General features: G+C 71.1%; 19 protein-coding genes. 12 read left to right on the top strand and 7 right to left on the bottom strand.

From position 1 onward, the window contains the following. Window positions 1–183: 183 nt before the first annotated feature. The gene (locus FHS44_RS25860) at window positions 184–1497 is read left to right on the top strand and encodes a DUF2252 domain-containing protein (RefSeq protein ID WP_184719096.1); all 1314 of its coding nucleotides are present in this window, start codon (window positions 184–186) and stop codon (window positions 1495–1497) included. A 48-nt stretch (window positions 1498–1545) separates the two neighbouring features. Here FHS44_RS25860 and FHS44_RS25855 read toward each other — a convergent pair whose 3' ends face one another. Beyond that, entirely contained in the window at window positions 1546–3051 is a 1506-nt protein-coding gene (locus tag FHS44_RS25855) for a glycoside hydrolase family 3 protein (protein WP_184719094.1), read from the bottom strand. Between the two features lie 550 nt (window positions 3052–3601). On the opposite strand from FHS44_RS25855, the gene FHS44_RS25850 reads away from it, so the two are divergent. After that, window positions 3602–4276, top strand: a complete 675-nt coding sequence (locus FHS44_RS25850; protein ID WP_184719092.1) for a TetR/AcrR family transcriptional regulator — start codon at window positions 3602–3604, stop codon at window positions 4274–4276. Between the two features lie 4 nt (window positions 4277–4280). On the opposite strand, the gene FHS44_RS25845 is transcribed toward FHS44_RS25850, so the two are convergent. From FHS44_RS25845 to ngcE, 4 genes are read right to left on the bottom strand one after another with little or no spacing between them, the layout of a single operon-like run. Continuing rightward, the gene (locus FHS44_RS25845) at window positions 4281–5177 is read right to left on the bottom strand and encodes a chitosanase (RefSeq protein ID WP_312863817.1); all 897 of its coding nucleotides are present in this window, start codon (window positions 5175–5177) and stop codon (window positions 4281–4283) included. 41 nt (window positions 5178–5218) lie between these two features. Beyond that, window positions 5219–6061, bottom strand: a complete 843-nt coding sequence (locus FHS44_RS25840; RefSeq protein WP_184719090.1) for a carbohydrate ABC transporter permease — start codon at window positions 6059–6061, stop codon at window positions 5219–5221. 20 nt (window positions 6062–6081) lie between these two features. Beyond that, entirely contained in the window at window positions 6082–6984 is a 903-nt protein-coding gene (locus FHS44_RS25835) for a carbohydrate ABC transporter permease (protein WP_184719088.1), read from the bottom strand. After that, window positions 6981–8357 carry an N-acetylglucosamine/diacetylchitobiose ABC transporter substrate-binding protein gene (gene ngcE, locus FHS44_RS25830; protein ID WP_312863816.1) on the bottom strand — a complete coding sequence of 459 codons (1377 nt, stop codon included), beginning with the start codon at window positions 8355–8357 and terminating at the stop codon, window positions 6981–6983. The genes FHS44_RS25835 and ngcE overlap by 4 nt, the downstream gene beginning before the upstream one ends. Window positions 8358–8487: 130 nt before the next feature. On the opposite strand from ngcE, the gene FHS44_RS25825 reads away from it, so the two are divergent. The 5 genes from FHS44_RS25825 (at window position 8488) to FHS44_RS25805 (ending at window position 14588) form a co-directional block, all read left to right on the top strand. Further along, window positions 8488–9156: a MerR family transcriptional regulator gene (locus FHS44_RS25825; RefSeq protein ID WP_184719085.1), complete on the top strand. Its 669-nt coding sequence runs from the start codon at window positions 8488–8490 to the stop codon at window positions 9154–9156. A gap of 167 nt (window positions 9157–9323) precedes the next feature. Continuing rightward, the gene (gene glnII / locus FHS44_RS25820; RefSeq protein ID WP_184719084.1) at window positions 9324–10337 is read left to right on the top strand and encodes a glutamine synthetase; all 1014 of its coding nucleotides are present in this window, start codon (window positions 9324–9326) and stop codon (window positions 10335–10337) included. 256 nt (window positions 10338–10593) lie between these two features. Further along, window positions 10594–11445 carry a TrmB family transcriptional regulator gene (locus tag FHS44_RS25815; protein WP_246436062.1) on the top strand — a complete coding sequence of 284 codons (852 nt, stop codon included), beginning with the start codon at window positions 10594–10596 and terminating at the stop codon, window positions 11443–11445. A 48-nt stretch (window positions 11446–11493) separates the two neighbouring features. Beyond that, the gene (locus FHS44_RS25810; RefSeq protein WP_184719083.1) at window positions 11494–13161 is read left to right on the top strand and encodes an NAD(P)/FAD-dependent oxidoreductase; all 1668 of its coding nucleotides are present in this window, start codon (window positions 11494–11496) and stop codon (window positions 13159–13161) included. Next, the gene (locus FHS44_RS25805; RefSeq protein ID WP_246436060.1) at window positions 13158–14588 is read left to right on the top strand and encodes an ATP-binding protein; all 1431 of its coding nucleotides are present in this window, start codon (window positions 13158–13160) and stop codon (window positions 14586–14588) included. Before FHS44_RS25810 ends, FHS44_RS25805 begins: the two co-directional genes overlap by 4 nt. 11 nt (window positions 14589–14599) lie before the next feature. Here the strand turns inward: FHS44_RS25805 and FHS44_RS25800 are convergent, their stop codons facing one another. Beyond that, on the bottom strand, window positions 14600–15856 hold the full coding sequence (locus tag FHS44_RS25800) for an alpha/beta fold hydrolase (protein WP_184719082.1): 1257 nt from the start codon (window positions 15854–15856) through the stop codon (window positions 14600–14602). Between the two features lie 64 nt (window positions 15857–15920). On the opposite strand from FHS44_RS25800, the gene FHS44_RS25795 reads away from it, so the two are divergent. The 5 genes from FHS44_RS25795 (at window position 15921) to FHS44_RS25775 (ending at window position 22386) form a co-directional block, all read left to right on the top strand. Further along, window positions 15921–17225 (top strand): BTAD domain-containing putative transcriptional regulator, encoded by a 1305-nt coding sequence (locus FHS44_RS25795; RefSeq protein ID WP_184719080.1) that lies wholly within the window; start codon window positions 15921–15923, stop codon window positions 17223–17225. 246 nt (window positions 17226–17471) lie between these two features. Then, window positions 17472–18419 carry a 5,6-dimethylbenzimidazole synthase gene (gene bluB, locus FHS44_RS25790; RefSeq protein ID WP_184719079.1) on the top strand — a complete coding sequence of 316 codons (948 nt, stop codon included), beginning with the start codon at window positions 17472–17474 and terminating at the stop codon, window positions 18417–18419. 88 nt (window positions 18420–18507) lie between these two features. Then, a complete protein-coding gene (locus FHS44_RS25785; RefSeq protein ID WP_184719071.1) occupies window positions 18508–19671 on the top strand; it encodes a serine hydrolase domain-containing protein in 1164 nt (387 codons plus the stop codon). A 91-nt stretch (window positions 19672–19762) separates the two neighbouring features. Continuing rightward, on the top strand, window positions 19763–22015 hold the full coding sequence (locus tag FHS44_RS25780) for a serine/threonine-protein kinase (protein ID WP_184719069.1): 2253 nt from the start codon (window positions 19763–19765) through the stop codon (window positions 22013–22015). Next, window positions 22012–22386 (top strand): VOC family protein, encoded by a 375-nt coding sequence (locus FHS44_RS25775; protein WP_184719067.1) that lies wholly within the window; start codon window positions 22012–22014, stop codon window positions 22384–22386. Before FHS44_RS25780 ends, FHS44_RS25775 begins: the two co-directional genes overlap by 4 nt. On the opposite strand, the gene FHS44_RS25770 is transcribed toward FHS44_RS25775, so the two are convergent. After that, window positions 22371–23303, bottom strand: coding sequence for a zinc-binding dehydrogenase (locus tag FHS44_RS25770; protein WP_184719065.1), 933 nt, complete (start codon window positions 23301–23303; stop codon window positions 22371–22373). The two genes, FHS44_RS25775 and FHS44_RS25770, sit on opposite strands and share 16 nt — an antisense overlap. Window positions 23304–23357 lie beyond the last annotated feature (54 nt).

Here is a 23357-nt window from a genome sequence, read left to right as displayed (position 1 = left end):
AAACCGGATAAATAGTGTTAAAACCGGCGTGCGGGCCGGGCCGTGCAACCCGAAAGGGGGGCGTCCAGATTGGATCCGATCCCCTCCCACGCCCTCGCGCGATGCCGTACGGCACCGCCTCGTGGCAGCATTGCGGCATCCGCGTCTGGCGGAGGCGGGACCGGTGGCCCTAACGTGCGCACCATGACCACCGATGGGCGCTCGGCGCACATTCTCGATGTCCTGATCACCGAGTTCGGTGATTCGATCAGGCGCGACCCCCCGGCCTTCCGGCGCAAGTTCAGGAAGATGGCCGCCTCCCCGTTCGCCTTCTACCGGGGCAGCGCCTGCCTGTTCTACGCGGACATGGCCGGTTCCTACGCCGACACGGCCTTCCTCGACGGCCAGACGAGCCGGGTGTGGATCCACGGCGACCTGCACGCGGAGAACTTCGGCACCTACATGAACGCCTCCGGCGTCCTGGTCTTCAACGTCAACGACTTCGACGAGGCCTACGTCGGCCCCTACGTGTGGGACCTCAAGCGGTTCGTGGCCAGCGTCGCGCTCATCGGCTACGCCAAGGCGCTGTCGGACGAGGTGATCACCGACCTGGTCTCGGGGTTCACCGGCGCCTACCTCACCGAGCTGACCGGCATCTCCGAGGGCGGTGACGACGCGATCGGCTCACTGACCCTGGACACCACCACCGGCGTGCTGCACCGGGTGCTCCAGGTCGCCCGGCTGAACACCCGGGTCGCGCTGCTCGACGCCGAGACCACGATCGACAACTTCGAGCGCAGGTTCGCCGTCATGGACGGCCGTCACCCGATCGACGAGGAGACCAGGCACGCCGTCGAGGCGGCCTTCGAGGACTACCTCACCACGCTCCCGCCCTCGGCCTCCGCCTCGGGGTCCGTGGTCGAGCACAGGATCAAGGACTTCGCGCTGCGCTTCGGGGTCGGCATCGGCTCGGCGGGCCTGCCGTCCTACAACATGCTCCTTGAGGGCCACACCCAGGCCCTGGAGAACGACGTCATCCTCTACATGAAGCAGGCCCAGGTCCCGGCCGTCGCGAGATACATCACCGACGAGAAGGTGCGCGGCTACTTCAGGCACCAGGGGCACCGGACGGCGGAGTCGCAGCGGGCCCTGCAGGCCTACGCCGACCCCTGGCTCGGCTACACGACGCTGAACGGCGTCGGCCAGCTCGTCGCCGAGGTCTCCCCCTACTCGGCCGACCTCGACTGGGGTGACGTCAACGAGCCCGAGGAGCTGGCCTCGGTGATCGGCGACCTCGGCAGGGCCGTGGCCCGCATGCACTCGGTGGCCGACGACGAGTCCAGCCACGACCTGGTCGACTTCTCGACCGAGGACGCGATCGTGAACGTGGTCGGCGGCGACACCGCGGGCTTCACCCGCATGCTCGTCGACTTCGCCCACGCCTACGGCGCGCGGGCCAGGGCCGACCATCAGCTGTTCGTCGACCTGTTCCGCAACGGCCGTCTGCCCTGCCTGTGAGCGTGTCCCGCCCGTCCTCGCGGCCCGGGGACGGGCGGGCACGCCGTCTCAGACGTCCCCGGCCAGCACCTCGGCGGCGGCCTGGCCGCACACCTTGGCCGATCCGTGGGTGGCGATGTGGACGGCGCCGAGGTCGGAGCGTCCCGGCAGGCCCATCTCGACCACGACGGCGTCGGAGCGCGCGGCCAGCAGGTGCTGCAGCGCGTCCATCTGCCAGGGGTGACGGTGGGCGTCGCGGACGACGGCGACCAGCGGCCTGTCGGTCGCGGCGGCCAGCACCCCCTCGATCGCGCTCCCGGTCGCGTTCGACGCGTCCAGGCGCGTCACCGTGGTGCCGGGCAGGAGCTTGCCGAGCGGCTCGCCGACGCCCCAGGGCGTGTCCTTCTCGATGGCGAGGTTCATCTCGGGGGCCAGTTCGAGCACGTGGGGCGGGGCGGCCAGCGGGAGGGCGGCGCTCGCCGAGCGGCGGGTGATCCGCAGCGCCCGTCTGGCGGCCTCAAGTCCGATGGAGACCTCGCCGGGACGCGAGGGCGCCGCGCCGTTACGCCTGGGGGCCGAGGCCGCCCAGAGGGCCAGCTCGCACACCCGCCGCGCGGCGTCGGCCAGCCTCTCCTCGGGGAGCCTGCCCTCGATCACCGCGTCCACGATGGCGTCGCGGACGTCGATCGCGGTCTGCTCGTCGGCGTTCTGACCGCCGACGCAGATCGCGTCCGCGCCCCCGGCGATGGCCAGCGCCGAGGCTCCGCCGATGCCGTACGGTCCCGAGACGGCGGTCATCTCGATGCCGTCGGTGATGATGACGCCCTCGAAGCCGAGTTCGGCGCGGAGCAGGTCGTGCAGCACCTTGCCGCTGAGCGTCGCGGGCACACCCGGGTCGAGCGCGGAGACCAGCAGGTGGCCCGTCATGACCGTGTGCACGCCCTCGGCGATGGCCGCGCGGAAGGGCCGCAGCGCGACCTCGCGCAGCTCCTCGGGGGACGCCGGAACCAGCGGGACGCTGTGGTGGGAGTCGACCGAGGTGTCCCCGTGCCCGGGGAAGTGCTTGGCGCAGGCGGCGACGCCCGCCGACTGCAGGCCCCTGATCCAGGCCGCGGTGTGCCGGGAGACCAGGTCGGGGTCGGCGCCGAAGGAGCGCAGGCCGATGACCGGGTTGTCGGGGTTGGAGTTGACGTCGGCGGAGGGCGCGAAGTTGAGGTTGACGCCCGCCAGGGCCAGGTCGCGGCCGAGGTCGGCGGCGAGTTCCTCGGTGAGCGTCACGTCGTCCACGACGCCGAGGGCGAAGCTGCCGGGGCGCGTGCTCCCCGCCGCGGCCTCAAGCCGGGTCACCTCTCCTGACTCCTCGTCGATGCCCACGAGGACCTGCGGGTTCTCCGCGCGCAGCGCCGCGGTGAGGTCGGCGACCTGGGAGGGGGTGGCGATGTTCCTGGAGAAGAGCACCACCCCGGTCAGACCGTCGCTCAGGCGTCTGCGGATCCAGTCGGGCGGTGACTTGCCCACGAATCCCGGGAGAACAACCGTGTCCGCCAGACGAAGCAGCTCTTGGCCGCGCTTCATGCACCCTCCTCGCCTACCGCCGGCCGGCATCACATGCCGAGGACACGCGGACACCATGTTGTGTTCAATCAGCCCCGGAAGGAAGCGCTCCCATCGGCCTTGCGCGCAAATCTAATAGGAAACTTTCTTTATCGCTAGGGGGCTGACCATGGGCCTTCCGTCAAGATCCTGTGTTCCGGAGTGATACCCGATGCTCGGGAACGCTCCAGCGACAGCAGGGGGCACGGTCACCGGAAGCCACGGGACGTACCGGGTGCGTCACGACGACGGGCCCGGGGACAAAACCATCCGTGCGGCCCACGGCATCGGAGCCGGATCCGTCACGAACCCCTCCCGGCGGTGGGGCACACCGGAAGGAAGGAGAGCCTTGTCCGGTGAAGTGACGTTTATGAGTTTTGTCGGTAAGGGAAGGCTTTCCCACCCCCTTACGGAAAACCGAAACCCCCGGGCGCGAGCCGTACGGCACGGGCACCTGGTTGCGCACGAATGCCGCAGTGAGCTGGTGTGTTCGCGCGAACAAGCGATTGCGCAAAGACTCATAATGGAGGACGTGAACACGAGAAAGAACTCCGGCGCCGCGACCACCCCCGTCAGACGCCAGGGCACGACGAAGCGCGCGGCCTCATCGGGCTCCGCCTCGGAGCGCCGCGACCACCTCGTGAAACTCGCCGCCGACCTCTTCGCCCGCAAGGGCTTCCAGGCGACGACCGTCCGCGAGATCGCGGAGGAGGCGGGCATCCTGTCCGGCAGCCTCTACCACCACTTCGACTCCAAGGAGACGATCGTCGACGAGGTGCTGACCACCTTCCTCGACGACCTCGTCAGCCGCTACCGCGCGGTGCTCGACCGGCGGGACGACCCCCGCACGACCCTGTCGGAGATGGTCCGCGTCGCCTTCGGCACGCTCGAACCGCACCGCGCGGCGATCACCGTCATGCAGAACGACTGGAACTACCTGCTCTCCCTGCCCGGGGACCGCTTCGCCTACCTGGTCAGGACCGAGGAGGAGGTCGAGCGGATGTGGGTCGAGCAGATCGAGCGCGGCCAGGCCATCGGGCAGCTCCGCGGGGACATCGACACCAAGCTCACCTACCGCATGGTCCGCGACAGCGTCTGGGTCACGGTCCGCTGGTTCAGGCCGGGGGGACGCCTGAACACCGCGGCACTGGCCGACCACTACATCACGGTCCTGTTCGACGGCCTGGCGACCGGCGAGCGGGCCTGACCCCCTACTTCCCGATGCGGTAGGAGTCGCCGTAGACCTTCCACGACAGCGGCGTGTTCAGGTCGAGGTTGCCCTTCCTGAGGAAGACCCGCTGTGCGGTGTCGATCCTGCTGGTGTCCTCGTGGGCGGACTCGGCCTTCATGGCGACCTTGCGGGCGTCGAGGAAGGCGTTGAGGTAGGCGACCTCGTCACCGCCCCGCGACGGCGGCCTGGCCTTCTTCAGCGCGTTTTTGCGGATCGCCCCGAAGCTGAGCGGGTCGTCGCCGCCACCGTGCATGACGAGGGCGTCGTAGTAGACGAACTGGCCGAGGGTCCGCAGCCCGTCCTTCTTCGCCTGCCGTACGGCGGGGCGGAAGTAGAGCCGGTCCCGCTCGTGGTTCTGCGCCTTCCTGAACGCCTTGTCCTTGGCCGCGCGGGCCCACGCCTTCGTGAAGCCCGGGTCGAGGCCCTTGTGCGAGTCGGTGCCGTTGACGCGGCGCAGGGCCGGGAGGTACTTGGCCAGCGGGTTGTGCGGCTTGCGCCGGGTGTAGAGCTTGACCAGGTCCAGCATGTCCCCGGTGCCCGAGCAGAAGCCGATGATGCCCGCCGTGTAGCCGCGCTCGTCGTCGATGTCCTCGATGTACTTGTACTGCGCCCGCCAGTCGAGCGAGGAGTTCTCGGCGCTGGAGACCAGCTTCATCGCGATCTCCTTCTTGGCCGGGTCGTCGAGCCCCGGCGCCGGACGGTCCGGGTCCGGGGCGGCGTCCAGGGCCACGCCGGAGACGCTGGATCTGGCCGGTCCCGCGTGGGCGGCCTGGGCCGGGGCGAGCGGGACCACGGCCACCACGGGCACGAGCAGCAGGCCGAGGAGACGGCGTTTGGAGGAGAGAGGGCCGTTTGCCCGATATGTCGTCAGGGTCACCCCAACAGTTAACCCGGTCCCCGTGAACGGCCAAATTCGATCTACTTGAACGCCCCCGCGGTCAGTCCCCTGCGGATCTGTCCCTGCAGGAGCGCGTGGACGACGATCATCGGGAGGATCGCCATGCCCAGCGCGGCGAACAGCGCTCCCCAGTCGGCGTCGTAGCCCGCCGTGGTCGAGATGTCGGCGATGCCCTGCGTGAGCACCCAGCGGTCCCGGTCCGAGGGCAGCAGCACCAGGGGAAGCTGGTACTGGTTCCACTGACCGAGCACGTTGAAGATCGTCACACTGACGACGCCCGGCCTGGCCATCGGCAGCATGATCTGGAAGAACACCCGGGTGTGCGATGCCCCGTCCACGAAGGCGGCCTCCGCGACCGTCTCCGGCAGGGTCCTGAAGAAGGCCGTGAGGAAGAACACCGTGAACGGCAGGGAGAAGGCGACGTAGACCAGGACCAGCCCGCCGTGGGTGTTCAGGCCGATGAACGGGCCGACCAGCGGCAGCGCGCCGGTGTTCCTGACGACGAAGAACAGCGGGGTCAGCACCAGATAGACCGGCAGGGCCAGGCCCGCGACGAACAAGGCGTGCACGACCCGGCTCCCACGGAAGCGGTAGCGGGCCAGCACGTAGGCGGCCATCGCGCCCAGCAGCATGGTGCCCGCCGTACCGCACGCGACCACGACGACGCTGTTGAGCATGTAGCGGCCCACGTGCGCCTGCTGCCAGGCGCGGGCCCAGTTGTCGAGGCGGACCGAGGCGGGCAGCGACCAGGCGTCGCCGAAGATCTCCCGCTCGCTCTTCACCGAGGCCAGGAAGGTCCACACGATCGGCACCGTGACCAGGACCGCCCACCAGAGCAGCACGGCGTGCGAGAGGGCCGCCATGAATCGAGCACGGGCCGCGCTCACCGGAACTCGATCCGCTCGCGCCGGGTCAGGCGCAGCACCAGCACCGCGAACCCGGTGGTGATCACGAACAGCACCACGCCCATCGCGCAGGCGTAGCCGAACCTGGAGTAGTGGAAGGCGTTGCGGTAGACCTCGGCCGCCATCACGGTCGTGGAGTGGTCGGGGCCGCCGTGCTCGGCCGTCATCACCCACACCACGGCGAAGACGTCGAGCGCGGCGACGCCGAGATAGACCCAGCCCGCCTGGACCGTGTCCCGCAGCAGCGGGAGGGTGATCCGCAGGAACAGCCGTCCGCCCCCGGCGCCGTCGATGGCCGCGGCCTCGAACAGCTCGCGCGGGATGGAGGCGATGCCCGCGGAGAAGAGCACGACGTAGAACCCGACCGCCTGCCAGACCAGCACGAACAGCACGGCCCACAGCGCGAGATCCGTGTCGGCGAGCGGTCCCACCGGCGCGAACCCCAGGGCGGTCAGCGGGGCGTTGAGCATCCCGTTGCCGTCCGGCCTGAGGATCTGCCGGAACAGGACGGCGACCAGGACGACGGCCAGCACCTGCGGGAAGAAGAAGACCACCCGGTAGAGCCCGGCCCCCCTGACCGTGCGCCGGGCCGTGCCGTCGCCGGTCAGCAGCCAGGCGAACAGCAGAGCGAGCCCGATGGTCAGCGGCGGCACCAGCGCGAGCAGCAGGAGGTTGTGACCGGCCGCCCGCAGGAAGACCTCGTCGCCGAGGAGCCTGCGGAAGTTGTCCACCCCCACGAAGCGCGGGACGGCGTTGACCCCGCGCCAGTCGGTGAGCGCGATGACGAGGGCCTGCGCGCAGGGCGAGAGCACGTAGACCGTGTAGAGCGTGACCGGGACGGCGAGGAACCCGGCGACGAACCGTCTCCTGTGGTGGTTCATCGCCTCGTGAACTTCCGCACCGAGGGGTCGGCCCTGAGCGCGTCCGCCTTGCGCTGGGCCCGTTCGGCCCACCGGTCGGCGTCGATCGCCCCGCCCATCAGTTGCCCGGAGGCGGCGGCGACCTCGTCGTGCAGCTCGGAGTACCACCTGCGGAACATGGAGGAGACGACGTTGCCGCCCGCCGCGGCGAGGGCGGCGCGGGCGCTCTCCAGGCCGGGTGTGAGCCTGAGCCCCTCCGCCGCTCCCCTGACGACGGTGAGCGTCGAGACGGTCTCGGTGAACCTCCCCGACGCCTTCCTGGAGAGCATGGCCCGCAGGTATTCGAGCCCGGCCCCCGGGTTGGCCGAGCGCGCGGGCACGATGTACTCCTCCCCCGGCTGGGCGTGCAGCGTGCCGTACGGCATGGCGTCGGAGGGGCCGAAGTCGGGCAGCGGGAACATGGCGTAGCCGAAGCCGTCGGGGGCGGAGCCGCGCTGCTCGTTCTCCAGCCAGGAGCCGCAGGGCAGCATGGCGACCAGTCCCCGGTTCTGCGCGATCTGGGTCTGGACGTGGTCGAGGCCCGCGGTGCCCTCAAGAAGGAGGTGTCTCGCCCCGAGTTCCGCGAACGCCGTGGCGGCCAGCCGTACGGGCTCGGCCTGCCAGGCGCCCTCGGCGAGGTTGTCGATGTCGGTCAGCACCCGCCTGCCGCCGATCTTCGCGGCGAGGGTGAGGATGGGCTCGTAGATGTACTGGGGGTGGGTGCCCGCGTAGGTGAACGGCGCCATCCCCGAGCGCCTGACCTCCTCGCAGAGGTCGAGGAACCGCGCCCACGTCCGGGGAGGCCGCCACCCCCTGGCCTCGAAGAGTGGCCGGGAGTACCAGATGCCCCAGACGGTTGTCGTGTAGTTCATGACGTACGGCCTGCCGCCGTAGCCGCCCAGCTCGATGGCCGTGGGATCGACGGTCTCGCGGACCGTGACGGCGGGGTCGTCCCAGCTCGGCGCGGCGTACAGCGGGGTCAGGTCGGTGAGCTGGCCGTCCTGGACCAGGGCTCCCAGGTCCATGGCCCCGGCCCCGGAGTTGTCCACGACCTCGGGCGGGTCTCCCCCGACGAAACGCGGCTGGAGGGTCCTGGCGATCTCCTTGGTCGCGTTGTGGCTGATCCTGAGCCGGGGGAAGCGGGCGGCGACCAGTGGCTCGTGGATGGTCCTGGCGTAGTCGTCGCCGAGACCCCCGTCGAAGATCCAGATCTCCAGCGGGCCGTCCTCGGCGATCCGGGGAACACCTCCCCCTTCGGGAGGGGGCGGAGCCCCGACGGGGAAGGCGCAGGCGGACAGGGTCAGCGGGCCGAGCCCGGCCAGGGCGGCGCCGCGCAGCAGCTCACGCCGGGACACACCCGGCCTCCTGGAGAACGGGAAGGGGGAGTTCACGATCACCCTTTCGTGACGTACGGTGAGCGTCACGCTACCCTCCGCCCCCGACAGGAACAACGAGACACCCATTGGGTAGCTGTACTATCCGAATATGCGGATTTCCCAGCTCAGCGCCGAAACGGATGTGCCCATCCCCACGATCAAGTACTACCTGCGCGAAGGTCTGCTCCCCTCGGGCGAGCAGACCTCGGCCACCAGGGCCGAGTACGGCGAGGCCCACGTGCGCAGGCTGCGACTGATCCGCGCGCTGCTTGAGGTCGGGCGGCTGCCGATCGCCTCCATCGCCAAGGTGCTGGCCGCCGTTGACGACGAGGAGCTGGGCATGCACCGGGTGCTGGGCACCGCCCACTACGCCATCGCCCCCGCGACCACGCCCCCTCCTGACGGCGAGGAGTGGCAGCGCGCCCGCGACGAGGCCGACCGTCTGATCACCGGCCTCGGCTGGCGGATAGAGCCGTGGGCCCCGGCCCGCGAGGAGCTTGCCCAGGCCCTCTACACCCTGGCCAGGCTCGGCATGCCGATGGACGAGGAGTCCCTGCGCCCCTACACGCGGGCCGTGGAGACCCTGGTCGAGCACGAGATCGGCATTCTCCCGCTGGACGGCCCCCGCGAGACGGCTGTCGAGAGGCTGGTCATCGGCACCGTCATGCACGGCCGGGTCCTCGACGTGCTGCGCCGCCTGGCCCACGAGTCGGCCTCTGCGCGTTTCTTCGGGGTGGCGCCGGGCGAGAACGGTGACAAGGCTCACACGGACTCGTGACGATCTCCGTTTTCGCAGGTCAGAGCCTATGTTCAAGGGAATGTGACCGCGATACCAGGTAAAACGGACCTGAGTAACATCCCGTTCACATAAGGGCAACAGATGCGAAATCGCGCCTTGCGAGTCTTTGGGGGCAGCAGACCCCTTCCCCTTAGCAAGGACCGGCGATGACCTTCAAGGCTGAGTACATCTGGATTGACGGCACCGAGCCGACCGCCAAGCTCCGTTCGAAGACGAAGATCGTGGCCGACGGCGCCGAGCTTCCGCTGTGGGGCTTCGACGGGTCCAGCACCAACCAGGCCGACGGCGGCTCCTCCGACCGGGTGCTCAAGCCGGTCTTCACCTGTCCCGACCCGATCCGTGGCGGCGCCAACGTGCTGGTGCTCTGCGAGGTCCTCGACACGGACATGACCCCGCACTCCAGCAACACCCGCGCCGCCCTCGTCGAGGTGGCCGAGCGGTTCGCCGAGCAGGAGTCCTGGTTCGGCATCGAGCAGGAGTACACCTTCTTCAAGGAGGGCCGTCCGCTCGGCTTCCCGATCGGCGGCTTCCCCGCCCCGCAGGGTGGCTACTACTGCGGCGTCGGCGCCGACGAGGTCTTCGGCCGCGACGTCGTCGAGAAGCACCTCGACCTGTGCCTTGAGGCCGGTCTGGCGATCTCCGGCATCAACGCCGAGGTCATGCCCGGCCAGTGGGAGTTCCAGGTCGGCCCGGCGGGTCCGGTCGAGGTCGCCGACCAGCTCTGGATCGCCCGGTGGCTGCTCTACCGCGTCGCCGAGGACTTCAACATCGCCGCCACGCTCGACGCCAAGCCGGTGAAGGGCGACTGGAACGGCGCCGGAGCGCACACCAACTTCTCGACCAAGGCGATGCGTGAGGGCTACGACCCGATCATCACCGCCTGCGACGCCCTGGCCGCCAACGCCCCCGCGCACGTCAAGCACTACGGCGCCGGCATCGAGGAGCGCCTCACCGGCCACCACGAGACCGCCCCCTGGAACGAGTTCAGCTACGGCGTCTCCGACCGTGGCGCCTCGGTCCGCATCCCGTGGCAGGTCGAGGTGGAGAAGAAGGGCTACATCGAGGACCGTCGCCCCAACGCCAACGCCGACCCCTACCTCGTGACCCGTCTCATCGTGGACACCTGCTGCTCCGCCCTGGAGAAGGCCGGCCAGGTCTGACCCGCGCGTCCACGGGGCCGCGTCCATCCCGAAGGATGGGCGCGGCCCTGTCGCGTTCCTGAGGACGGAACGCTTTCTGAATCCCGATGAAGTTGGTCGCCAACTCGCGCCTTACCGGCGCCGACGAAAAACGCGCTGCTCAGAGGCCACTTTTGCCACACATCACCAGAGAACGCTCCAAAACGATTAATTTCGGACTAAATAATGTTCGTTACGACAAGGCCCAACCGGCACGGCGAGCCGTACCATAACTCCGATGCGGGACGTCGTAGAACAGTTGCAGCGCCTGGGCATGTCCGGTTACGAGGCCAAGGCGTATGTCACGCTTGTCGTCGCCGGGCAGCCCCTCAACGGTTACGAGGTGGCCAAGCGCTCCGGCGTGCCACGGAGCACCGTCTACGAGACGCTGGGCAAGCTGGTGGCCAAGGGAGCGGCCTACGAGCTGCGTGGCTCCGAGGAGGCGGTCGTCTACCTGCCGCTGCCGCCCAGATCTCTCCTCGAACGCATGCGCAGGGAGTTCGACGACTCGATCGAGTCGCTCCAGACGTCGCTGCCCACGATCGTGGCGCCTCCCGGGGCGCCCATCATCCACAACCTCAAGGGCACCGAGGCCGTGCTCGCGCGGGCGGAGGACGTGGTCGCCGCCGCGCGCGCCGACCTCTTCCTGTCGATCTGGCCGCAGGAGATGAAGCAGCTCTCCCCGCTGGTCGGGAGGGCTGCCGAGCGCGGGGTCGAGGTCTCGGTCGTGCACTTCGGCCCGGCCGAGACCCGGATCGGCTACCTGTACGAGCGCCACTTCCCCGTGCCCAACGCGATCGCGGACAACCTGGACTGCAGCCTCCTGGTGGTCGTCGGCGACGGCAGCGAGGTCCTGATCGGCGGGTTCGCCAACGGCTCGGCCTGGGGCGTCTACACCGAGGACCCGGCCGTGGTCACGATGTCGGTGGAGTACATCAAGCACGACATCGCCCTGCAGGTCATCGCCGACCGGATCGGGCACGGCACGTTCGCCGACCTCTGGGGCAACGACCCCGAGCTGGTACGGCTGCGCGCCTCCCACGGCCATCCCGCCGACCTGCTCCGCGCCGTGGGTATGTCCGACCACTGATATGACATCCTTCGGGAGAAGATGTCACGCTTCGGGGGAAGGCTGACCATGGACAAACCGGTCATCGTCACGGTCGATGACGATCCAGGCGTCTCGCGGGCCGTCGCACGCGACCTCAGACGCCGGTACGGCCAGTCCTACCGGGTCGTCAGGGCCGACAGCGCCCCGCAGGGCATGGACAGCGTGCGCGAGATGCGGCTGCGCGGCGACGACGTCGCGGCCATCCTCGCCGACTACCGGATGCCCCAGATGAACGGCGTCGAGTTCCTCGAACAGGCCATGGACCTGTACCCCTACGCCCGCCGCGTCCTGCTCACCGCCTACGCCGACACCGACGCCGCGATCCAGGCGATCAACGTGGTCGATCTCGACCACTACATGCTCAAGCCGTGGGACCCGCCGGAGGAGAAGTTCTACCCGGTGCTCGACGCGCTCCTCGACGCCTGGCAGCGGGCCGAGCGGCGCGAGTCGGACGAGCTGCGGGTGGTCGGGGCCCGCTGGTCGGCCAGGTCCTACGAGGTCCGTGACTTCCTGGCCCGCAACCAGGTCCCCTACCGCTGGATGCTGGCCGACTCCCCCGAGGGCGCCCAGCTGCTGACCGCGGCGGGCGAAGGAGACGGCGAGGTCAGCCCGGCCAGGCTGCCGCTGGTCGTCACCGGCGAGGGCACCAAGCTCGTCGCCCCCGACACCTCGACGCTCGCCGCGGCCGTCGGCCTCTCCACCGCCCCCGCGACCGACTTCTACGACCTGGTCGTCATCGGCGGCGGACCCGGGGGCCTCGGCGCCGCGGTCTACGGGGCCTCCGAGGGGCTGCGCACGGTGATGGTCGAGCAGCACGCCTCCGGCGGGCAGGCGGGCCAGAGCTCCCGCATCGAGAACTACCTGGGCTTCCCCGACGGCGTCTCCGGCGCCCAGCTCGCCGACCGCGCCCGCCGCCAGGCCCTGAAGTTCGGCGCCGAGCTTCTCACGGCCCGTACGGTCACCAGCCTGGAGGTCAGGGGGCAGGCCAAGGTCGTGGGCTTCGCCGACGGCGGCAGCATCGCCGCGCACACCGTGATCCTGGCCACCGGCGTCTCCTACCGCAGGCTGAGCGCCCCCGGCCTCGACGACCTCGTCGGCAGGGGCGTCTACTACGGCGCCGCGGTGACCGAGGCTCCCGAGTGCCGCGACCGCGAGGTCTACATCGTCGGCGCCGCCAACTCCGCGGGGCAGGGCGCGGTCTACCTGTCCGGGTACGCCCGCAAGGTCCACCTGGTCGTCAGGGGCGACGGGCTTGAGAAGTCCATGTCGCACTACCTGATCGAGCAGATCGCGCAGATCCCGAACATCGAGGTCCACACCGGCACCGAGATCGTCGGCGCCGAGGGTGACGACCATCTGGAACGGCTCACGCTCAAGGGCCCCGACGGTGAGCGCACGGCCGAGACCGAGTGGCTGTTCGTCTTCATCGGCGCCGAGCCGTACACCGACTGGCTGGGCGAGACGATCGAACGCGACAGCAGGGGCTTCGTCCTCACCGGCCCCGACCTGACCGCCGCGGAGAGCCGCCCGCGCAACTGGCCGCTGCGGCGGGAGCCGTACCACCTGGAGACCAACGTGCCGGGCGTCTTCGCCGCGGGGGACGTCAGGGCGGACTCGATCAAGCGGGTCGCCTCCGCGGTCGGCGAGGGGGCCATGGCCGTGGCGCTGGTGCACCGCTACCTGGAGAAGACATGACGGGGGGCCACATGATCAGCACCGACGTGCTCCGTGGACTGTTCCTGTTCGAGAAGCTCGACGAGGAGAAGCTGAACTGGCTGGCCTCGCACGGCGAGGAGCGCGAGTACGACGCGGGCGAGCTGATCATCCGGCAGGGTGAGCCCGCCGAGTGCTTCCTCGTCCTCATCGACGGCGAGATCGTCATGTCCACCGAGACCCCGGCCGGGGTGGTGACCATGACCCCCACCTCCCAGGTCGGCGTCTACGCCGGGGCGACCTCCGCCTATCTGGGCGAGCGCGCCCCGGAGACCTACGCCCACTCGCTGCGCGCGATCAAGCCCTCCCGGCTGTTCCTCCTGCCCGCCAAGAAGTACGGGAAGATGGTCGCCGAGTGGTTCCCGATGGCGGTCCACCTGCTCGACGGGGTGCGCCTCGGCGGCCTGGCCCAGCGGGATCTCATCGACAGGCGTCAGCGGCTGACCGCGCTCGGCACCATCACCGCGGGGCTCACCCACGAGCTCAACAACCCGGCCGCGGCGGCCGTGCGCGCGGTCGGCGAGCTGCGGGAGAAGATCAAGTCGGCGCGGCGGGAGCTGGCCGACCTCGCCGAGGCGGGCATCCCGCCTGAGCGGCTGCGCGAGCTGGTCGACCTGCAGGAGGGCTGCGCGGAGAGCGTCGGGAACGTCCCCGCCCGCACCCCGCTTGAGACCTCGGACGCCGAGGACGAGCTCGGCGACGCCCTTGAGGCAGCCGGGGTCACCGACGCCTGGGAGCTCGCGGCGCCGCTGGTGAGCGCCGGGTTCGGTCAGGAGGGTCTGGAGAAGGTCAGGTCAAAGATCGGCGACGAGCACCTGGCGGGCGCGGTGCGCTGGCTCGCCGAGGCCGTCGAGATCTCCCAGATGCTCGACGAGGTGACCGACGCCACCGAGCGGATCTCCACGCTGCTCGCCTCGGCCAAGCAGTACTCCCAGATGGACCGCGCGCCGTACCAGCGCGTGGATCTGCGGGAGCTGCTGGACAGCACGCTCACCATGTTCCGCGGCAAGATCCCGCCGGGGGTCACCGTGGCCACCGACTACGACCCGGAGCTGCCGCCGCTGCCCGGCTACGCCGGAGAGCTCAACCAGGTGTGGACCAACCTGATCCACAACGCGCTCGACGCGATGGCGGGCGAGGGGACGCTCACCGTCCGCACCCGCCTCGAACACGGCACGACCGCCCTCGTCGAGGTCTGCGACACCGGCCCCGGCGTGCCAGAGCACCTGCGTGAGCGGATCTTCGAGCCGTTCTTCACCACCAAGGCCGTCGGGGAGGGGACCGGGCTCGGCCTGGACATCTCCTTCCGCATCGTCGCTGGCCGCCACGGCGGTGACCTGCGCGTCGAGTCGGTGCCCGGCGACACCCGTTTCCAGGTACGGCTGCCGCTGACCGAGATCATCTCCTGAGACCTGAGGCGTCAGCCGTACACGCCCGTCACCGTGTCCATCAGGCGGGCGAGCACGCGTTCCCCGGAGACCCGCACGCCGTCGTGCTCCCACTCGTTGGTCACCCAGGTCCGCACCCCGCCGACCTCGGCGGCCGTCCGCGTGGACAGGCCCTCGTCCACGTACATGTCGTCGTAGTAGACGGCCGCGGCGACCGGCACCCGGTTGGCGGCCAGCCGTACCGGATCGTAGAGGTTCGGCCAGGAGTCGTCGGCGGCGAGGATCTCCGCGGCTCCCCTGAAGGGACGCAGGGCCGCGATCTCCTCGAACATCCAGGGATAGATCATCTCCCCGGTCGGCAGCAGGGGCCGGGCGTCCTCGGCGAACTCGGGGGGCAGCAGCCGGTGGGCGGCCCACGCGGTCGCCGCCCCCTGGGCGTAGATCGACTCGTGCATGACGGCGTAGAGCGGGTTGCCGACGAACCCGGTGGCCGTCATGACCTCGTAGCGGAACAGGTCCGACAGCTCTCCCCCGGTCCACGCCTCGTCGAGGACCCAGTGGAGATACTCGGCGCCGTCGCTCATCCCCAGGCACATGCCCATGCTCTGCAGGCGGCGCACGCTCAGCACGTCCCCGTCGGGCAGCCTGACCTCGCTCTCACGCAGCCGGTCGGCGATCGCGTCCAGCCTGGCCGAGTCGCCGGGGTAGCGGGCGAAGAAGCGGTCAACCTTGGCGCGGACCCGGGGATAGGTGCGGGAGTAGACCTCCTCGGCGCTCGCCCCAAGACCCGCAAGCCCGCCGCACACGTAACACGCCGCCAGCCCCTCGGGTGCGGTGGAGAGGTAGGTCAGCGTGATGAACCCGCCGTAGCTCTGCCCGAGGGTCTCCCACGGCCGGTCGCCGGCCAGCTCACGCCGGATCAGCTCAGCGTCGGCGACGATCGCGTCGGCGCGGAAGTGCCGCAGCATCGCGGCCGTCTCGGCGTCGGTGCCGGTCAGCGTGTTGGCGGTCACCGGGGTGCTGCGGCCCGTCCCCCGCTGGTCGAGCAGGAGCACCCGGTGGGTCCGCAGCGCGCGGGCCAGCCAGCTGTCCGCCGCGTGCGGCCTCGGCGACTTGCCTCCCGGGCCGCCCTGGAGGAAGAGCAGCCACGGCAGGTCGTTCCCCCGCCTGGCCGGATCGACAGCCTCACGGGCGAAGACCTCGATCGTCCGCCCACCGGGGTCGGCGTGGTCGAGGGGCACGGTGAACGTGTGGTCGGTGAGCGTCACACCAGGCAGATAAACAGTCACCCCTGCAACCTAGGGGACGGCGAAGGCGGCCCGGATACCGGACGAAAGCTGCCATACTCCCCGCGTGGATTTTCTCGTGCTGGGAGCTTTGACGATCACTCACCGGGGGCGGTCCACCGCCCCGACCGCGGCGAAGGACCGCGCCTTCCTCGGTGAGCTGCTCGCCCACCCCGGCGAGGTGGTCTCGACCGAGCATCTCGCCGACGCGCTGTGGCCCGACAAGCTGCCCGCCGACCCGGCCAACGCGGTCCAGGTGCGGGCCTCCCGGCTGCGTACCCTGCTGCGCTCCCTCACCGATTCCATGGATCCCACGCTCCTGAGCAGGCCGGGCGGCTACGAGCTGAGCCTCGGCGAGGCGGGGACCGACCTGGCGCGCCTGCGGCGGGCGCTGTCCCTTGCCGAGGAGGAGAAGGATCCCCGGGCGGCGGCGAAGATCCTGCGGGAGGGGCTCGCCCTGTGGCGCGGGGAGCCGTTCTGCGACGTCCCGCAGACACCGTGCGTCCTCGAACGGGTGGCGCACGCGCAGGAGCTTCGGCTGTCCGCCCTGGAGACCTACGCCGACCTGACGCTCTCCGCCGGGGACGTCCCCCCGACCCTGGTCGCCGAGCTGACCGAGCTGGCGGACCGCACTCCCCTGCGCGAACCGCTGCACCTTCGGCTGATGCGCGCCCTGCACGCGAGCGGACGCTCCGCGGAGGCGCTCACGCGCTACGAACGGCTGCGCAGAACCCTCCGCGACGAGCTGGGCACCGACCCGGGCCCCGAGCTGCGCGAGCTGCACCGGGAGATCCTGACCTCGGAACCCGACACCCCAGAGCGGGCCGTCCTCCAGAAGGCCGGGGAGACGCCGACTCCGGTGGAAACGGCTCCCGGGAGAGCTCGGTTCGGAAACCGCGCACGCCGTACGGCTGTCGCCGCCGTGGCCGTCTGCCTGCTCCTCGGGGCGGGTCTGTGGCTGTGGCTCCCGCGTCAGGACCGGATGCCCCCCGAGGCCCATCTCGTCCGGCCCATCCCCGGTGACCGGTCGCGGCTCGCCAGGGACGTGACCTACCCCGACGGCAGCACGGTCCGGGCCGGCGAGACGTTCGTCAAGACCTGGCAGCTCGACAACGTCGGCACGGTCCCGTGGCGCGACCGCTACCTCTACCGCCAGTGGCCGTGGGACGGCGAGGACCTGTGCCAGACCGAGCACAGGAGCGTGCGCGTCCCCGACACGGACCCCGGCGGATCGGCGCTGGTGAGCGTCGAGGTGCGGGCCCCCATGGAGCCGACGCGGTGCAAGGTGTACTGGAAAATGGTGGATGCGGACGGCAACCACTTCATGCCGCATCTCAGCGGCATCTTCTTCGACGTCACGGTGGTCCGCTGACCTGGGCCTTCATCCCTTCTCGCCGTCCGCGGCGCGGAAGTGCAGGAAACGTGCAGGGCGGCCCGGCAGGCTGGCCTCGGTGGTGTCGCCCCCGGCCAGGACGCGGTCCGGCCTGTTTCCTGCCTGCTCACGCCTTCTCCTTCCGGCGCCGGGGGCGCGCCCGCCGTACCCCTTCTCCCGTCCGCGAGGACCGGGGGCCGCGGGCGGGGTGAGGGGTACGGCGGGCGTACCGGCATGCTGGCGATCATGCCTGAGTTCTATGACGTGATCTTCGAACGGCGGGACGTGCGCGCCGAGTTCACCGGGGAGGCCGTGGCCGAGGAGGTCCTGATGCGGATCCTCGGTGCCGCGCACGCCGCGCCCAGCGTGGGCCTCTCCCAGCCCTGGGACTTCGTGGTGGTCCGTGACCAAGGAGTCCGTGAGGCGTTCGCCGAGCACGTCCTGCGGGAGCGTGAGGTCTTCGCGGCCACCCTCGACGCCGAGCGGGCCGCGACGTTCGCCACGATCAAGGTGGACGGGGTGCGGGAGTCCACGCTGTCGGTCGTCGTCACCTACGACCCGGGGCGTGGGGCTCCCGCCGTCCTCGGCCGTCACTCCATCGCCGACGCCGGGCTCTACTCGGTCTGCCTGGCGATCCAGAACCTGTGGCTCGCGGCCACCGCGGAGGATCTGGGGGTCGGCTGGGTGTCCTTCTACCGTGAGGAGTTCGTCGCCGGTCTGCTCGGCATCCCCGAGGGGATCCGGCCGGTCGCCTGGCTCTGCCTGGGGCCGGTGACGCACCGCCACCGCGTGCCCGACCTCGAACGCAAGGGGTGGCGCGGCCGTGTCCCCCTGACCGACCTCGTTCACGAGGACGGCTGGCGCGAACAAAACGTCCGTCAACCGTCGTCCTTGTTACGGCACACCCGGGGCGCCGGGCCGTACGGCGGGCATCCAGGACACATGGCCGACTCTGGTGACCCCGTCCCCGCCCACCTGCGGCTCGCGGACGTCCTCCGCGAGCGGATAACGAGCGGTGAGATCCAGCTCGACAGCCCGCTCCCCTCCGAGGAGAGCCTCCGGCGGGACCACGGTCTCGATCCCGACGACGTACGGCGCGCGGTCCAGGTCCTGTCGGACGAGGGACTCGTCTACACCGGGCGGGACGGGAACGTCTACGTGTCGTCCCGTGCGGAGGAGACCGGCGGGGGCTGAGAGTGTTCGCGTGGCTCCCGGGCGTTGTTAGGCTCGACGCCCGGCGGGTTTTCCGCGCTCACATGCGTTTTTCACACAGGAGTGGACGATGGCGGTTCACGGGTGGTGTCATCCTCGTTTCTCGCGGGTGCGCGAGGTGTTCCGCCAGAACTTCGCCGGTGACGGGGAGCTCGGGGCCGCCTTCTCCGTCTTCCTCGACGACAAACCGGTCGTGGACCTGTGGGGCGGTGTCGCCGACCGTCGTGACGAGCGTCCCTGGGAGCGCGGCACCCCCGCGCTGGTCTACTCCTGCACCAAGGCGGTGACGGCGACGGCGGTGCTGCTGCTGGCCGAGCGCGGGCTGCTCGACGTCACCGCCCCGGTCGCCGAGGTGTGGCCCGAGTTCGCCCGCGCGGGCAAGGAGCGCATCACCGTCGAGCACCTGCTCACCCACCAGGCGGGCCTGCCCGTGGTCGAGGAGCCGGTGCCGGTCGAGGAGTTCGAGGACCAGGAGGCCGTCGCCGACCGGCTCGCCGGGCAGACGCCGCTGTGGGAGCCGGGGACAGCGCACGGCTACCACGCGCTGACCTACGGCTTCCTGCTGGGCGAGGTGATCCGCAGGGTCTCGGGGAAGCGGGCGGGTGAGTTCGTGGCCGCCGAGATCGCCGATCCGCTCGGCCTCGAACTCTGGCTCGGCGCGCCCGACGACGTGGCGGCGCGGGCGGCCCGCCTGTCCGGGGGGCTGCGCGTGGGAGCCTCGGCGCCGGCCCCGGAGGACGCGCTCGGCGCGGCCATGCTGGACGGTGAGAGCCTGACCCGCCGCGCCCTGGGCAACCCGCAGGTCACCAAACTTCCCGGCGGCGCCAACCACCCGGTCATCCTGCGCGCGGGCTGGCCCGCGATCGGGGTCGTGGCCACGGCCCTCGGTCTGGCCGGGTTCTACCGTCATCTGGTCGCCGGGCGCATCCTGCGTCCCGAGACCCTGGCGGACGCCGTCAGGGCGAGGGTGTCCGGTCCCGACCGGGTGCTGCTCGTGGACAGTTCCTTCGGTCTCGGCTACATGCGGCCCGCGCGGGCCTTCCCGGTTCCCGGGCAGGGGTCGTTGACGGCCTTCGGCCACACGGGTCTCGGGGGCTTCCTCGGGCTCGGCGACGTGGAGCACGGTCTGGGCATGGCGTACACGATGAACAGGATGACCGACGCGATCGCGGACAGCCCCCGGGCCCTGCGTCTCGCCGAGGCCGTCTACGCCTCCCTGGACGCGTCTCCCTGATAGCGATTTCCTTACGAAATTCGCGAACCGTGACAACCGACGGCGGGGGTGAGACCGTCGAACAAGCGACGGCGCTCGGAGGGGGACTCCATTGGTTCCGGGATACCACGAGGTTCGAGAGCTCGGCGCGGGAGGTGGCGGCCGGGTGGTCCTGGCCACCTACACCGCGACCGGCGCCTACGTGGCGATCAAGTATCTGAACGCGGCCCTGCGGAGCGACCACGGGTTCCTGGCGCGCTTCCGTGAGGAGGCGCGCGTCATGGTCGAGCTGTACGACCAGAACGTGGTCCAGTTCTACGAGTACTACGAGGACACCCGTGACGCCGCGATCGTCATGGAGCTGGTCGACGGCGTCTCGCTCAGGAGGATTCTGGCCGAGCACGGCACGACCAGTCCCGAGGCGGCGCTCGTCGTGCTCAAGGGCTCGCTGCTCGGCCTGGCGTTCGCGCACTCCTCGGGGATCGTGCACCGCGACTACAAGCCGGAGAACGTGCTCATCCAGGCCGACGGCGCCAGCAAGCTGACGGACTTCGGCATCGCCGCCCGCAGCGGGCACGTGGACGCGCCGCAGGGCACGCCGCCCTACATGGCCCCCGAGCAGTGGGCCGGATCTCCGGCCACCCCGGCGAGCGACGTCTACGCGGCCACCTGCGTGCTCTTCGAGTGCCTCACCGGGCGCAGGCCGTACCGGGCCGACCACGGGGCCGCGCTGATGCACCAGCACCGGCACGCACCGGTCCCGATCGAGGCCGTGCCGAGTTCGGTGCGGGGCCTGGTCGCGCGGGGCATGGCGAAGAACCCGGCCGACCGGCCCGCGACGGCCGAGGCGTTCGTCCTCGAACTGGAGGCGGCGGCGCTCGCCGCGTACGGCCCCGAGTGGGAGCAGCGGGGGCGGCGGCATCTGGCCGAGCTCGCCACCCTGCTGGCGCTGTCGTTCCCGCTGGCCAGGCCGACGCCGAAGGCGAGCACCTCGCTGGCGAGCACCGTGCTCGGCCACCGGGGCGGCAGGCGCCGTCCCCGCCTCGGTCCCCGGCTGCTCGCGGGGGTCGTCGTGATCACGGTCGCGGTCACCGTCGGGCTGGTCGCGGCCGGACAGTCGGCCGACAGGCTCTCCGCGAACTCGATCTTCACCCCTCCCGCGCGGACTCCCGAGGCGGCGAAGACGCCCGGCCACGGCGGCTCTCCCCCGCCCGAGCCGGTCCTGCCTCCTCCCGAGCGCTCGCGCACCGACACCGAGCGGACCTCGGCCACCTCGGGGAACACCGGCTCCGGCCACACGGCCCCGCGCACCCCCGCCCCGTCCACGCCCTCCCCCAAGCCCACGAGCGCGCCCCCCAAGCCCCCTCCGAAGCCCGGGGTCGGTGACCTCGCGATCACCCGGTTCGACGCGGGCGGGGCCACGGTCAGCCTGCGCGCCCTTTCCCCGGCGCCCGTCGCGCTGACCGTCGCCTTCGCCGAGGGCGAGGACCGCGCTCACCTGAAGAAGGTCGCCACCCGCGACTACACGCTCAGCGGGGGCGACGTCTACTCCCAGCCCGTCCCCTACGCCTTCACCGCCCCCGCCTGCGAGAAGACCCTCTACCGCAGGGTCACGGCCTCGACCTCGCCCCGTTTCTCCGGGGGTGAGCTGAGCCGCACGGTCGAGGTCAAGGGTGCCCCGTGCCCGGCCCCCGAGGTGCGCGGCGCGGAGATCACCTCCTGGGACGGCAGGATGGCCACCGTCAAGGTCCGCACCGGCGGTCCCGGCAGGGTACGGCTCACCGCCTCCTTCACCGGTGAGGACGGCGAGACGCTGGACACCGTGACCAGGACGCTGTCCGGCGAGACCGGCTACACGGTCGAGCTGCCCGCGCCCCCGGTCGAGGTGCCGTGCGGCGGGCAGGCCACGCTCGGGGTGACGGTGACCACCGACCGTCCCGCGGCCAACGGCACCCAGCACGCGCAGGCGGTCGTCGAGGGTGAGGAGTGCGCGCCCCCGGCCGTCACGATCACCTCCTTCGACGGCACCTCGGTCGCCTTCAGGGTGCGGACCTCCGACACCTCCCCGGTGTCCGTACGGCTGGCCTTCACCCAGCAGGTCCCCGGCTCCGACGGCGGGACGACCAGCAGTGCCCGGACGGTCGAGCTGTCCGGCCGTACCGCCTACTCGCGCACGGTGGCCGGGGAGTTCGCCGCGCTGCCCGAGTGCGGGCAGTACGCCAACAGGACCGTGACGATCACCACGGTTCCCGCGGGTGGGAGCCGCTCAAGCCAGGCCCGGGTCACCCTGCCGCCCTGCGAGCAGGATCCGGGTCCCTCGGACGACCCCTCGGAAATCCCCTCCGTTCCCGGTGAGCCGGGATGACCTCTCCCCTGGAGTCCCCTGGAGGCCGTGTGAGCAGGCTCGGCAACGTGCTGGTCCCCGTCGAGGACATGGACGGGGCCATCGCCTTCTACTCGGGGGCGCTCGGCCTCGCGGTGCGTTTCCGTGACGGCGACAGGTTCGCCGCCCTCGACGGGGGCGGCGTCACGGTCGCGCTGGTGGGTCCGGCCGAGCAGGTCGCGGGCGGCGTCACGGCGCCGTCCTACCGGGTCGAGGACGTGGCGCTGGCCGTACAGGAGCTGACCGGGGCGGGCGCCGAGCTGGTCCACGGGCCCGAGGCGGGGCCGCACGAGGTCAGGGCCGTGCTCCGTGACCCCTCGGGCAACGCCCTGGTCCTCTACGCGCCGCTCTGACCCACGGGCCCGACGTCCAGTACGGCCTTGCCCGCGACCTGGCGGCCGAGCAGCGCCTCGGCCGCCTCCGCGAGGTGTTCCCAGGTGTCGCGCAGACCGATCTCGGTGCGGAGCCTGCCCTCGGCGACCAGGCCGAGCAGGGTCGCCAGGTCGGGGCCGAAGCCGGTGGCGTCGCCGAACGTGCTGATCGTCTTCGACCGGCCGAGGGAGAAGAGTGAGCCCGGCGTGAACACGGCGGGCTCTCCCGAGGCCCAGCCGATGCTCTGGAGGTCTCCTCCGGGGGCCAGCAGCGGCCAGGCGGCGACCAGTTGCGGCCCGCCGACGTTGTCCAGGATGAGGTCGAAGGGTTCGTCGATCCCGTCGAGGCCGACGACCACCTCGCGGGCGCCCAGTTCGGTCAGTCCCGCCCCGCGTGCCGCGGAGCCGACGGAGGCCACGACGTGGGCCCCGCCGAGCGCGGCCAGTTGCACCGCGAACCGGCCGACCCCTCCGGCCGCCCCGGTGACCAGGACCCTGCGGCCCAGGATCGGGCGGGTGCGCAGGGTCCGCAGCGCGGTGACGCCCGCCATCGGCAGCGCCGCGGCGTGGGCCAGGTCGACGGTCTCCGGCACCTCGGCTACCGCGTCGGTGTCCACCGCGACGCGCCGCGCCCAGGCGCCGGGCCCGAAGGCGACGACGCGGGTGCCCTCCGCGGGCCCGCTGCCGTCGGCGGCGGCGCGCGCCACGACGCCCGAGGCGTCGTAGCCGGCCACGGTTCCCGGGGGGAGGCTCGCGGCGAAGACCACCTCGCCCCGGTTGAGCGAGATGTGCCGCACGTCGATGAGGACCTGGCCGGGACGTGGTTCGGGGTCGGCGACCTCGGCGATCCGCAGTGCGGCGCGTGCCTCGGGGTCGGTGACGACGGCGCGAACGGTCATGGGGCTTCCCTCCGTCGGGGGATCGTTGTAGCGGACCACTGGTCCGCTTGTCTG

Origin of the sequence: Streptosporangium saharense, assembly GCF_014203715.1 — a bacterium.
GTDB classification, from domain to species: domain Bacteria; phylum Actinomycetota; class Actinomycetes; order Streptosporangiales; family Streptosporangiaceae; genus Streptosporangium; species Streptosporangium saharense.
The sequence above is the reverse complement of the archived record's forward strand: the minus strand, read 5'-3'. Positions and strand labels throughout refer to the sequence as shown.

Bases quoted from the DNA above. Each gene is read 5' to 3' on its own strand.
- FHS44_RS25860 (WP_184719096.1), top strand. From the start codon at position 184: ATGACCACCGATGGGCGCTCGGCGCACATTCTCGATGTCCTGATCACC.
- FHS44_RS25855 (WP_184719094.1), bottom strand. From the start codon at position 3,051: ATGAAGCGCGGCCAAGAGCTGCTTCGTCTGGCGGACACGGTTGTTCTC.
- FHS44_RS25840 (WP_184719090.1), bottom strand. From the start codon at position 6,061: ATGGCGGCCCTCTCGCACGCCGTGCTGCTCTGGTGGGCGGTCCTGGTC.
- FHS44_RS25835 (WP_184719088.1), bottom strand. From the start codon at position 6,984: ATGAACCACCACAGGAGACGGTTCGTCGCCGGGTTCCTCGCCGTCCCG.
- FHS44_RS25825 (WP_184719085.1), top strand. From the start codon at position 8,488: ATGCGGATTTCCCAGCTCAGCGCCGAAACGGATGTGCCCATCCCCACG.
- glnII (WP_184719084.1), top strand. From the start codon at position 9,324: ATGACCTTCAAGGCTGAGTACATCTGGATTGACGGCACCGAGCCGACC.
- FHS44_RS25815 (WP_246436062.1), top strand. From the start codon at position 10,594: ATGCGGGACGTCGTAGAACAGTTGCAGCGCCTGGGCATGTCCGGTTAC.
- FHS44_RS25810 (WP_184719083.1), top strand. From the start codon at position 11,494: ATGGACAAACCGGTCATCGTCACGGTCGATGACGATCCAGGCGTCTCG.
- FHS44_RS25805 (WP_246436060.1), top strand. From the start codon at position 13,158: ATGACGGGGGGCCACATGATCAGCACCGACGTGCTCCGTGGACTGTTC.
- bluB (WP_184719079.1), top strand. From the start codon at position 17,472: ATGCCTGAGTTCTATGACGTGATCTTCGAACGGCGGGACGTGCGCGCC.
- FHS44_RS25785 (WP_184719071.1), top strand. From the start codon at position 18,508: ATGGCGGTTCACGGGTGGTGTCATCCTCGTTTCTCGCGGGTGCGCGAG.
- FHS44_RS25775 (WP_184719067.1), top strand. From the start codon at position 22,012: ATGACCTCTCCCCTGGAGTCCCCTGGAGGCCGTGTGAGCAGGCTCGGC.
- FHS44_RS25770 (WP_184719065.1), bottom strand. From the start codon at position 23,303: ATGACCGTTCGCGCCGTCGTCACCGACCCCGAGGCACGCGCCGCACTG.